The organism is Helicobacter sp., assembly GCF_017502485.1.
Taxonomy (GTDB): Bacteria; Campylobacterota; Campylobacteria; order Campylobacterales; family Helicobacteraceae; genus Helicobacter_B.
In genome coordinates this window covers 15495-28129 of the sequence record NZ_JAFVUX010000026.1, presented here as the reverse complement: position 1 = coordinate 28129, position 12635 = coordinate 15495, and the positions used below count along the sequence as shown (strand labels likewise).

The window sequence follows — 12635 nt, the reverse complement described above, 5'->3', positions numbered from 1 at the left end:
GGTGATAGCGTCTATGCTAGTAGCTGTCGGGGGGGGGGGGGGGGGTAATGCTAGTGCGCGTAGGCTTTAGGGCTAAAAATGGCGATTGTTGCGGTGTGGCGGTGGTTGCGCACGACCAAGTGTGCGCCCTTGACTCACCTTGCAAAGCTCCATCTTTATCACTCAAATCCAACCGTGAGCAAGTTTGCCTAGAATCTAAAAGCCCAGATTCTAGCTCTACAATCTTAGAATCCACTTTCTCATCACAAAATGCCAGCATCGCTTCAAAGCAAGGAGCACTAGAATCTAACGATTTAGATTCTAGCTTTTTGTCATTGCGAGACTTGCTCTGCAAGGCGTGGCAATTCACCCTAGAATCTAGCGCGCTAGATTCTAGATTTTGCTCTTTTGGGGCTTTGGACTCTAGCATAGGGTTTAGTAGCACGATCTCAAAATATGCGAAGCGATCTTTAAGCGCGCAGTAGAGCTTCTCTAAGCTTTCCAAAGAGCAGTGATGATGTAAAAGTGCGACAGAGATGATCCGACTATGCGCTACCAAGACTTAGTCCTTACTCTTATGTGGATTTGGTATTGTAGCATAGATTCTAGTGGCTATGCTATGTAGAGGCTTGCGCCCTTTGGCACAATTATTGTAGTTTTTCTTTCAAAAGCTCATTGACCCTAGCGGGATTTATACCTTTAGCATTTTTCATCACCTGCCCTACAAAAAAGCCAAAGAGCTTATCCTTGCCACTTTTATACTCTGCAACTTTATCAGCATTGGCACTTAGCACAGAATCTATCACGCTTAAAATCGCCCCATCATCATTGACCTGCTCTAAGCCCAAAGATTGTATGAGTGTATCTACATCGCCACCGCGTTTCTCTACAAGCACATCTAAAATCTCTTTACCACTTTTTCCGCTAATTTTGCTTTCATCAATGCGTTTTACAAGTGTGGCAAGCGTAGTAGAATCTATCCCACAAGTTTGCAGGGTGTTTTCACCCTTTAATCGCCCTAAAAGCTCGGTAGTTAGCCAAGTGAGAGAGCCTTTAGCACTCGCACCAAAATCTAGCATAGATTCAAAATACCCTGTTAGCTCAAGACTAGAAGTCAGCACACCCGCATCATAGGGCTTAATGCCAAAGTCTTTGATGTATCTTTGTGCCTTTTCATCTGGCATTTCTGGGATTTCTCTGCCCTGTGCCATTAACTCCTCATCAATAAACACAGGCAGTAAGTCTGGATCTGGGAAGTAGCGATAATCCGCCGCTTCTTCCTTGCCACGCATTGAGCGAGTTACACCCTTTGTGGTATCAAACAGACGCGTTTCTTGCACAACTTCACTTTCATACTTGCCACCTTCCCACGCATCAATTTGCCGCTCCACTTCGTATTCTATTGCCTTTTGGATAAATTTAAAGGAATTTAGATTTTTAATCTCTACTCTTGTATAAAGCTTAGAATCCCCCTTTGGGCGGATAGAGACATTGGCATCACAGCGGAAACTTCCCTCTTGCATATTTGCATCACTAATGCCCAAAAAACGCACGATAGAGTGTAGCTTTTTAAGATAAGCAATTGCATCATCGCTACTTTTCATATCCGGCTCACTTACAATCTCTAAAAGTGGTGTGCAAGCGCGGTTTAAATCTACTTTTGAGAAGCTATCTTCGTGGATATTTTTGCCCGCATCTTCTTCTAGATGGGCGCGTGTAACGCCTATGCTCTTTTTATCTCCATTGACTTCAATCTCAATCTCCCCACGCCCAACAATTGGAATCTCAAATTGGCTAATTTGATAGGCTTTGGGCAAATCTGGGTAGAAGTAGTTTTTACGCGCGAAAATGGAGTTTTGATTGATTGTAGCATTGATTGCTGTGCCAAAGCTAATGGCTTTTTTCACCGCTTCACGATTAAGCACAGGCAATGCACCCGGAAGCCCTAGACAAGTGGGGCAGACATTTTTGTTTGGCTCTTCTCCAAAGCTTGTGGCACAAGAGCAGAAGATTTTTGTGGCGGTGTTTAGCTGGACATGGACTTCAAGACCGATGATTGTTTCAAAAGCACTCATTATTGCTACTCCTTTGGCGTTGTGGTATCTATGCTAGATTCTAGCGCACTAGAATCCTCTTGAGGCTTGGCAGTGATGATGGCTATGCTTAAGTTTTGGATCTCTTTATGCGATGTAATATAGGCATTGAGTGTTGCAAGATCAAGGTTAGCGATTTTCTCCAATTCCTTTTTACTAAAGCCTATGCCTTTATCCATATAAAATTCATTGAATGCCCGCATTAGTCGCTGTGATAGCTTCTCATTGCGCAAGGGTTCGCTCCCTAAAATAAACTGCTTTGCAGCTTGTAGCTCTTCTTCGCTAACACCCTTTGCTACAAAATCAGCGATAGTTTGTTTCACCACTTCTATGGCTTCATCTTGAGATTCTAGCTTTGTTTGCAAATGTCCGCTCATATAGGGTGTATAGGGACTGATGTTATAACTAATGGACGCGCTATATGCTAACCCTCTTTTCACGCGCACTTCTTCTAAAATCCTTGAGCCAAATCCCCCAGATCCTAGGATAAAGCTAGCGACTTTTGCTAAGTGGGATTCACTCTCTAAGTCTTTTAAATGCAAAGGCGCACCAAAGTAGATGTAGGCTTGCTGTGTGGGAGCGTATTTAATCTGTGTGGCAGGCTCTTTACGCGTACTGAAGCCGAGCTTTGTATAGGGCGTACCTTGCGGAAGTTTAGACAAAATTGGTGTCAGGAGAGCTAGAGTGGAATCTTTATCTATATCCCCGCCTAGGACAATAATAAGCCGTTGTAATGCTAGGGTGGATTCTAGGACCTTTTTTACATCTTCTAAGCGGATTTTGGCGATAGACTCTTGTGTGCCAAGCTTAGGTCTAGCCAGAGGGGTATTGGCAAAAAGCACGCTATATAGTAGTCTGCTAGCTAGATAGTCGTAGTCGTTTTGCTTGGCTAGGATTTGGGCGGTTATGGCAGTTTTTACCTTTTGTAGCTCTTGCTTAGTTAGATTTGGATCTAAGAGTAGCTCGCCAAGCAAGCGTATCGCCTGCTTTTTGTCATTTTGCAAAAATCTTAGTGTAAAGCTTAGGGACTGCTTTGCGCTTGTTACGCTAAGGTCAATAGCCCTTTGCTCCAATGCCTTGGCAAAGCCTAGATTCCCACGCTTCTTGCTCCCCTTCTCTAGTAGTTCTTCTATCACTGCTCCCTGTCCCCAAAGCTCGCCATCTTGGATCTTTCCCCCACCTTGAAATACTAAGTGTATAATGCCCGTTGGGATAAGTGTAGAGTGCTCATAAATCACAGGGATTTGCACGCCTTGTATGGTGGTGTGTGTAAGTGTGGCTTCTTTACCCATACTAACTCCTAGTAATAAGCTTGAGATAATGACTATGCACGCAGTAAGCTTATGATATATGTGTATCAAAATCGCTCCAAAATCTCATACGCAGTATTGCGTTTAGCAGGTAGCTCGCCTATGTCTTTAATAAGGCTTATCATTTCTTCTTGATTCATTGCATTGCGTGCCCCTGCTGCTGCTACGACATTTTCTTCCATCATTGTGCTACCTAGATCGTTTGCACCAAAGAGTAGTGCTAGCTGCCCTATATGACTCCCTTGTGTTACCCAGCTGCTTTGGATATTGGGAATATTATCTAAGTAGAGCCTAGAGCAAGCAAGCAAGCGTAAATAGCGATTGGAGCTAGCCTTTTTAAGCCCCGGAAACTCTTGCTGTAAGGGGGTATTATCTGGCTGAAAGCTCCAAAGGATAAAGGCACGAAAGCCTCCTGTCTCATCTTGTAGCTCTCGTACCCTACGCCAATGCTCGATAATGTCATCATCATTATCCACACTGCCAAACATCATCGTAGCAGTGGATTTAATACCTAGCTTATGGGCTTGTCTATGCACTTCTATCCACTGGCTAGAATCTAACTTTTTAGGTGCGATAATATCTCGCACCCTATCGCTTAAAATCTCCGCTCCAGCTCCGGGGATCGAGCTTAAGCCCGCATCTTTTAGTTTTTGCAATACTTTTGGGATAGAGAGCTTAGAAACTTTAGCAATGTAGTTTATTTCAATAGCAGAAAAGCCGTGGATAGTGATTTGAGGATATTTATCGGCAATGTGGCGCACAAGCTCTTCATAATAGTCGATTTTAAGCTTTGGATGCACACCCCCTTGGAAGAGAATCTGCGTGCCACCAATGGCTAGAAGCTCTTCAATTTTTGTATCAATTTCTTCAAAGCTTAAAACATATTGCCCATCTTCACCGAGCCTGCGCTTAAATGCGCAAAACTTACAATCAACCCAGCAGATATTGGTGTAGTTTATATTGCGATCGACGATAAATGTAGTGATTTTGTCTGGGTGGAGTTCGAGCTTTTTGGCACTTGCCATTTCGCCTAACTCTCTTAGCGATGCATGTTGTAAAAGCTCTTTTATCTCTTTGTCGCTATAACGCTTTTGTAAAGATCGTGTCATTATCACTCCTTGAAACACTAGAATCTAGTCCCCATAGAGAATTCAAAGCTAGAGGTATAATCACCGGGCTTTTGATTAACGCGTTTGAGCGGGAATACGATCACAAGAGGACCCATAGGTGAGACCCATTCGATCGCTAGTCCTGTTGATGCTCGCCACTCTAAGTTGTGATTCCCAGAGCCCAAGATCCCGTAGTCTTTAAAATCCGCCACGCCATGCGTAGCCTTAAAGGTCAAAAATCCATAATCCACAAACAGCGCTAAGCGCATTTTCGCCGCTTCTAAGATACCATAGCTAAGCTCAACAGAGTTTGAGAACATTCCATCGCCCCCTACCCATAGTCCATCGGCATTGCGCGGAGTGATTGAGCCTGCGCGGAATCCTCGAATTGTAGTAACGCCCCCCATATAAAAGGTGCTATTTAATGGTAGGAAGTCATCTTTATCAAAGCGGAATATATAACCACCTTGCGCTTTGTAGCGTGCGATTAAATCAATACCTATAAGTGATCGTAAGTGATAATATAGCCCAAGTTTCGCGTATGCCTTAATGTTGCGCACTGTGCCTCCGAGTCCGGCAAACTGCGCATAAGTAGAGGCGATTATGCCATTTTTTGGGAAGTAGTAGTCATCAGTATTGTCAAAATTGATTGTTGGCGTGAGTGATGAGGTGATAGGGAGATGATTATCTTCATTCCACAAGCCTTGCCTCTGTACTTCAATTATACAATCGTTGCCAGGATTTACTGTGCAATTTGGGTTCCTGATTTTATCGGTAAAGATTTGGTCTTTTGATGAGTAGAATTGCTCATAAAGATTGCTTGTAAAGTCATAGGTTTTTACGATATTGATATCATAGCTTAGATTTACGCGCAAGGTTGATGTCAAGAGTCGCCCAAGACTTAGACTAAAACCACCGCTTTGCTCGATGTAAATGTAGTTTATGTAGTAATTTCCATAGATACTGCCGGAAGTGGAGAATTTAGAGTCAAAGATTCTAGGGTTTGATAGTGTGATATTCCCAGAGAATTGCCGCCCATTGTATTTGCGTGTTTGCCCATAGTAGTTGAAGTTGTAGCTTTGCCCTGTCCCAGTAGAGATATTGGCATAGATACTTCCACTCTGTCCAGTGCCAAAGAGATTGCGCTCCATCACAGAGCCATTAATCATAAGTCCGCCATAGCTCCCATACCCTAGCCCAAACTGCAACTGTCCTGTGCGCCCCTCTGTTACACTAATGAGCAAATCCATAGAGTCTTCACTTACGCGCTTTTCATCAATTTTGACATTATCAAAGAAACCTAGCCTGCGCAGGGCGTTTTCAGACTCTGTGATTTTGGATAGGCTGTATTCATCACCGGGTGCTAGGAGAATTTCCCGCCGTATAATGCGATCGCCTGTGCGAGTGTTTCCAGAGATTAATACATCGCTTATGCGCACTTTAGAGCCTGTTTCAATGTGGTAGATGACCTTAACTAGCGCATTTTGCTCATCTTTATCCAAATCTGGGCGCACTTGGGCGAAAGCATAGCCTTTATCGGCGATTAAACGCTTTAGCACTTGGGCATCAGCGCGCAAATCTTCAATGTTAAAAATTTCTTTTTTCTTAACATTAAGGGATTTTTGTAAAATAGCAATGGGGATTACATCATTGTCGAGATTGATTTCTATATCGCTTACGCGGTATTGCAAACCTTCGTTGATTTTGTAATAAAGTTGCGCGGATAGGTTGTTGAAATTTGTTGTAAGAAATGGTGCTGATACGCTCGCATCTAAAAATCCATTGCGCATATAGACATCTTGGATTCTAAGGCTATCGTATTCTAGCTCTTGGAGTCGTAGCTTCCCATCATTTAGTCCCCATAGCCAGCCCATAAAGTCGCGCTCTTTGTTTGCGCTTAGAGATTCTAGCTTGTCAGTCTTAAGCTTTTTGCGCCCTTCATAATGCGCTTTTCTAATGAGAATATTATCACCACGATTGACATTAAAAATAATCGCATATGCATCGGCATTATCAGCCTTTTTAAGCTCTTCTTGCACGATTGAGCCATAGTAGCCTTGGTATTCTAGTACACTTTTTAGCACTTCTTTAGCACGCGCAATTTTTTGCTCATCAAAGGTATCACCCTTTTTGATACCCATTTGTGTGGTGAGTGTTTGCTTCTCCTGCTCGCTGCCATAGCCTTTGATCTCCACGCTTGCTACACGCGACTTTTCTACAAAGTGGAAGGTTAGCGTGCCTTTGTCAAAGCTCGCATAGACATCTTTGAAATACCCTTGATTGTAAAATGCCAGCACCGCAGAATCTATAGCTTTAGATTCTAGCTCATCGCCTGCTCTAATTTTGGCGATTTCAGTGGCAAGCATAGTAGAGAGCGATTGCAAGCCTTGGTATTGTATGGTTGTGATTTTGGCACTAAAAGCACTCGTTACGATAAATCCGCAGACAAACACGCTTGCTAATAATCGCTGCAACAAAAAAATCCCTTACATAAAATAAACGCGCATTATAGCTAAATATAAAGTGTGTTTTGTTTAAAATCTGCATTCAATCGGCGTTTTAGGCTTCCTGCAAATCCTAGCGCGATAGTAAGCTCTAGGCAAAGATTAGGACTAGAATCTAGGATTCTAGTTGGCTTGCTTAGCTCTAGGCGGTAAAAGCTCAAAAAGCGTAATTTCAGCATCGCTTAGCGCGCGCATAGGTGGTCCCCAGAATCCTGTCCCCTCGCTTACATAAATGTAGCCACCAGTTTTGATTTTGTGAAGTCCTTTGAGGTAGGGTTGTTGCAAAAGTACAGCAAGTGAGATAGGAAAAATCTGTCCGCCGTGTGTATGTCCTGTGAGTAGCAAGTCGGCTTTAGCAAGCAAAGAGTCTGGCAGGATATTGATGACCTTTGGCTGGTGGGTTAGGAGAATGGTGGGGAGATTTGAGTTGAGATCTTGTAAGGTTTTCTCAAAATCTGGGCGCAAGAAACCTAGGCGATTGCCCATAAGATCTGCACTACCAGCAAGGTTGATAAGTGCTGGTGTGCCAATGGTTAGGTTCTCATTAAGTAAGACACGGATACCAAGGGAGGGTAAATACTCTAGCATATCTTGCACATCGTGGATATACTCGTGATTTCCCAAGACATAATACACGCCATATTTCGCGCGTAGAGCGCCAAGTAGCGCTAGGGTAGATTGTGCATTTGCTAGGCTTGTATCGACTAAATCGCCTGTAATCGCAATAATATCAGGTTGGGTCTGATTGACTAAAAACACGATTTTTGCCACACGCTCTTCATCCATAAGTCCGCCGATATGTACATCACTTAGCTGCACGACTTTTAGCGGAGCAGAGAGTTTATCTAGCTCCATAGAAAGCCGCTGGAGTTTAGGATCTTCTAAGCCGTGATAAACAGCATAGAGGCTATATACGCAGCATAGTGTTAAGATATATCGCTTAACCTTAGGGGCTAGGTGATGATGGCGGATAAGGATTAGCACACCATTGATCGCTCCTGCAATAAGGGCTGCTATCAAAAACGAAAACGCCACGCCTACTGAGATAGAAGCTAGCATAAAAAGCCATTTAGGCGCGTCGGTATAACGCATAAACATATACAAAATAGTCCAAGCAAGATTGATCCACAAAATCGCGCTATATAATCTGCGCACATATTGTCGGCTAGAGATATGACGCACTAGTAAAAAGTAGATGATAATGTGGATAGCCACAAAGAGTAGCGAGCCAAGAAATGGGAATAAAAAGCTATTCATCTGGGCAAATTCTGGGGTATCTTCCATAATAATCCTTACAATATTAGTGAGTAAGCTGCTTGGTAACTAGTAGAGCAGGGTATAGGTTTTCCTAGGTCCATGCACGCCAAAAACCGTTTGCAGCTCAATATCTGCCGTCCTAGATGGTCCTGCGACAAAGATGATATTGCTTGGCAGGATTTCCACACCACTGCGCTCCTTTTCATAATTCTTGATAAACTCTATACCATTAAAAATATTGCGCACAATGCTAGCTTTTGGCAGAAGATAAATGCAAGTGTTGGTAATGAGTGAAGAAAGTCTAGGGGCATTCTCATTAGAGCTTAGTCCTAAAATCCCAAGATCTGCGACCCCACAACGCGCTTGCACGATAGAAGTAGAGATATGGAAAAGCTCTGTGCGCATACTATCGACACTTTGTGTATAGGCGATGGGTGTTATGCCTTGAAGACTTTGTGCATTAAGTATGATATCAGGATTGTAGAGTACCTTTTCCCCTTGTGTGATCCCACCTTGGCTAATTTCTTGCTGCAAGATTTCTTGCACTGCATTTGCAAGTGTATCTTTTGTAGCTTGCACGATAATGGCTTTGTTGTTTGTGTGGTTGGCGATGAAGTTTTCTACTAGGTTTTTAGTAGAATCTAGCTCGCTAGATTCTTGCGCGTTCGCTTGATCAAGCTTTAGCGCACTTTCATAGTGGGTACTAAAGGCTGGGATAGTTTGATTATATGCTATGGATTCTCGCACTCTAGCTAGAATCGCTTCTTTTGCACTACTCATAAATCACTCCTTGTAAGTTTGCGACTTTTTTATGGAAGCCTGCGTTGATTGTGGGGAAGCTTCGGTATTTTATCCAGTGCTTTAGCAATGGTAAAAATCTAGCAAAAGGCGCAAGTAGTGGGGCGAACTTCACCATAGCCATAGCAAACCGCCATTTGCTAGGATTAGTCGCAATGTTTGCGAATGTGCGCATTTGGGACTGCTCTATACTGCTTTGTGTGCTACCATCATTGCCAGCGATATTTTTGCGCCCCTGTCCCACGCGCTCAGAGCGCAAATCTCGTATAAGCTCCGCTAGTGGAATCTGTACAGGGCATACTTCTGTGCAACGCCCACAGAGTGAGCATAGATCAAGCATAGGCGAGCAGGTATTGAGCCCAAAGAGTTGTGGGGTAATAACTTCGCCAATAGGTCCGGGATAAGTGCTTAAATATGCGTGTCCGCCGATTTTGTCATACACTGGGCAGTGGTTTAGGCAGCTCCCGCAGCGGATACAGCTCATCGCGCGGTAGTAGTGAGAGTCTTTGAGCATATTAGAGCGATTATTATCTAGCAAGATAATATGCACTTCTTTTGGTCCGTCTTTTTCTCCATCTTTGCGCGGGGAAGTGATGATGTTGTTGTAGCAAGTGATGACACTTCCTACTGCAGAAGGAGCTAGCATTGTGTCAAGAATTGCAGCTTCTTCAAAGCTTTGGACTACCTTTTCAATCCCACAAATTGCGATGTGTATATCTGATGCGGTGGTGCTCATTCTGCCGTTGCCCTCATTTTCTATAAGCCAAATTGCCCCCTCTTTTGCAATGGCGAAATTCACCCCACTAAGCCCCATTGTGAAAGTCTCAAACTCATTGCGCATATAGCTTCTTGCGATGCCGTTGAGCTTTTCTGGCTCGCTTTCTAGTGGGGCGTTTAGCTTCTTGTGAAAAAGCTCGCCGATCTCATAGCGGTTTTTATGGATGGCAGGGACTACAATATGCACAGGTGTTTCGCCTAGTAGCTGCAAAATCACTTCACCTAAATCCGTCTCAATCGCTTGCACGCCTTTAGATTCTAGGAAGCGATTGAGATGTATCTCTTCGCTTGCCATAGATTTGCCCTTAAGGATCTTTTTTACACCCTTTTCTTGCATAAGCTTGTAGATGATTTCATTTGCTTCTTGCCCATCTCGCGCCCAATGCACTTTCATACCATTTTTTGTAGCATTGCTCTCAAACTCTTCTAGTATAGAATCTAGCTGGGATAGAGCATTTTGTTTAAGTCTTTTGCCTTTTTCGCGCAAACCTTCCCAATGGATAAAGCGCGTGGCAAGTAGCTTTTTGCGGTTGGTGCGCAGTGTATCCATAGCAGAGAGCAAATTGGTGCGTAGCTGCTTGTTCTCTAATCCTTCATTGATAGCAGTGTGAAATTGGGTTTTAATGGTGGTATGTTGGCTCATTTTCTATCCTTCATAAGAATATATCAAGCTATGCCAATGCGATGGGCTAAAAAATCATATAAATGCATATAGGCGATATTGACCCCTTGCTTTTGCATAGCCCCTGTGATATTAAATGCGCATCCAGCATCACCGGCGACTAGATAATCCACTTGGCGTGCTTGTATATCAGCGATCTTTTGTCTAACCATAGCTACTGAAATTTCTGGCTCTTTGACACTAAATGTCCCACCAAAGCCACAACACTCCTCCTCCCTCTCTAGCTCTATTAGCTCGACATTTTTTAGACTTCTTAGCAAGGATTTTGCTGCTGAGATACACTTAGCTGCGCGCAAGGCGTGGCAGTTACTATGCCAAGTGATACGCACAGGCTCGCCCGCATCTTCATAGCGTACTTGCAGTACTTCACTAAGATACTCGCTAAGCTCATACACACGCGTGCTAAAAGCTTTGGCTTCTTCATAATGCTCTGTATTTTTAAAAAGCTCTTCATAATCAATACGAAACATTCCTGTGCAAGAGCCACTAATTAGCACGATAGGGTAGTCTTGAGTAAAAAGGCGCATATTATGCAAGGCTACTTGCCTTGTCTCATCATAGTAGCCAGAATTATAGCTAGGCTGCCCACAGCAAGTTTGATCCTTTTTGACAATGACTTCTACCCCTTCTTTTTGCAAGAGTTTAATAGCGTTGATACAAGTATCTGCACACGCTGCTGCGCCAATACAAGTGGAGAAAAAATACACTTTCTTAGGTGTGTCTTGTGTCTGCATAAGTCTTCCTTGAATGATAAAATGCGATTAGTGATTGTGCTTAGGAGTAAGTATATAATGCTAAATCTTGTTTTTGGTTAAATGATCAAAAATATGGCTAGCTTGTAGATCATCTTGTGTGTAGTGGGGCTCTTGCCCTAAGGCTTGTAGCATTACTTGGCAAATCGCTCCAAAAATACACAAAATACGCGGTAAAGCTGCTCTACTTCCACGATTTTTACACGCTCATCTATGCTGTGGATTCTATCGTTACACACACCAAACTCTACTGCTTCTATGCCAAACTCTTGGCAAAATCTAGCATCGCTTGTCCCACCACTTGTGTTACATTCTGGGGTGATGGCACACACTTTTTGAATGCTAGCAGATAGTACTTGTATTAGCCTAGAATCCCGCTTGCAAACAAATGGCTTGGCACTTTGCTTTAGACTAAGCGTATAGGAGATGCCAGCATTTTTTGCACACACTGCTTGCATAATAGATTCTATATACTCTTGCACGCTTTCTTTAGAAGTGTTAGGAGAATTACGCACATTAAACATAATCTTTAGTGCGCTAGGCGTTACATTCACTACTTCTAATCCTCCGCGAATATCGGTGATGACAAGCTTTGTAGGGGCGAAGTCTCTATCCCCAGAATCTAGCTCCACTCCAGCTAGCCTGCCAAGATTAGAACCTAGGGCTTCTATGGGGTTTATACACTTGTTAGGATATGCCACATGTCCTTGCTTGCCAAAAACCTCTAGCACACCATTGATACTCCCTCTGCGCCCATTTTTAATAGTATCGCCTAGTGCGGTAGAGCAAGTAGGCTCGGCGACTATGGCGTGCGTGGGTAAGAGATCGCGTTTTGCTAGCTCTTTTAGCGCATAGGCTGTGCCATAAGTCCCCTCTCCCTCTTCATCGCTTGTAAGCAAAAGTGAGAGCATAATGGGTGCTGTGAGACTTTGGGCAGCTTTAGCAAAATCTAGTAAAGCATATATGAAAGCAGCTACTCCTGCTTTCATATCCTGCGCCCCTCTTCCATAGATATAGCCATTTTCCACTACTGCGCCAAAGGGTTTTACACTCCAGCCATCACCCACAGGCACGACATCAATATGTCCCATAAAGCAAAAATGCTTCTCCACTCTCGCGTTAGAAGTACTCCCTAGTGTGGTATAGGCAAAGAGATTGCGTGTATGGGCTTTATCAATATGCAAGCACGCAAAGCCAGCTTGTGTAAGTAGGGATTTGATGGGCTCATAAATACCACACTCTTGAGGTGTGATTGTGGGGTAGGTGAGCAGAGTAGCTAGGAATTTTACACATTCTTGCGCTTGCATTATAGCTCCTTTGTTTTTCTTGCTAGTGGTTTGTCTTATGCGCAGAAATTACGCTTGGCTCTACACT

10 protein-coding genes are annotated in these 12635 nt (G+C 43.5%); all 10 read right to left on the bottom strand.

All coding sequences use genetic code 11. From position 1 onward, the window contains the following. Positions 1-16: 16 nt before the first annotated feature. On the bottom strand, positions 17-538 hold the full coding sequence (locus IKB69_RS05820) for a hypothetical protein (RefSeq protein ID WP_290947201.1): 522 nt from the start codon (positions 536-538) through the stop codon (positions 17-19). 88 nt (positions 539-626) lie between these two features. Then, the gene (gene gatB / locus IKB69_RS05815; protein ID WP_290947197.1) at positions 627-2054 is read right to left on the bottom strand and encodes an Asp-tRNA(Asn)/Glu-tRNA(Gln) amidotransferase subunit GatB; all 1428 of its coding nucleotides are present in this window, start codon (positions 2052-2054) and stop codon (positions 627-629) included. Between the two features lie 5 nt (positions 2055-2059). After that, positions 2060-3364, bottom strand: coding sequence for a pitrilysin family protein (locus tag IKB69_RS05810; RefSeq protein WP_290947195.1), 1305 nt, complete (start codon positions 3362-3364; stop codon positions 2060-2062). Positions 3365-3429: 65 nt separating this feature from the next. Beyond that, on the bottom strand, positions 3430-4491 hold the full coding sequence (locus IKB69_RS05805) for a dehypoxanthine futalosine cyclase (RefSeq protein WP_290947193.1): 1062 nt from the start codon (positions 4489-4491) through the stop codon (positions 3430-3432). A gap of 17 nt (positions 4492-4508) precedes the next feature. Beyond that, positions 4509-6944, bottom strand: coding sequence for an outer membrane protein assembly factor BamA (gene bamA / locus IKB69_RS05800; protein ID WP_290947204.1), 2436 nt, complete (start codon positions 6942-6944; stop codon positions 4509-4511). A 174-nt stretch (positions 6945-7118) separates the two neighbouring features. Further along, entirely contained in the window at positions 7119-8279 is a 1161-nt protein-coding gene (locus IKB69_RS05795) for a metallophosphoesterase (RefSeq protein ID WP_290947190.1), read from the bottom strand. 39 nt (positions 8280-8318) lie between these two features. Further along, positions 8319-9032 (bottom strand): LUD domain-containing protein, encoded by a 714-nt coding sequence (locus tag IKB69_RS05790; RefSeq protein ID WP_290947187.1) that lies wholly within the window; start codon positions 9030-9032, stop codon positions 8319-8321. Next, on the bottom strand, positions 9025-10470 hold the full coding sequence (locus tag IKB69_RS05785) for a LutB/LldF family L-lactate oxidation iron-sulfur protein (RefSeq protein WP_290947184.1): 1446 nt from the start codon (positions 10468-10470) through the stop codon (positions 9025-9027). The genes IKB69_RS05790 and IKB69_RS05785 overlap by 8 nt, the downstream gene beginning before the upstream one ends. Before the next feature lie 23 nt (positions 10471-10493). Beyond that, a complete protein-coding gene (locus IKB69_RS05780) occupies positions 10494-11243 on the bottom strand; it encodes a (Fe-S)-binding protein (protein ID WP_290947181.1) in 750 nt (249 codons plus the stop codon). A 152-nt stretch (positions 11244-11395) separates the two neighbouring features. After that, a complete protein-coding gene (gene dapE / locus IKB69_RS05775; protein ID WP_290947177.1) occupies positions 11396-12568 on the bottom strand; it encodes a succinyl-diaminopimelate desuccinylase in 1173 nt (390 codons plus the stop codon). Positions 12569-12635: the final 67 nt, after the last annotated feature.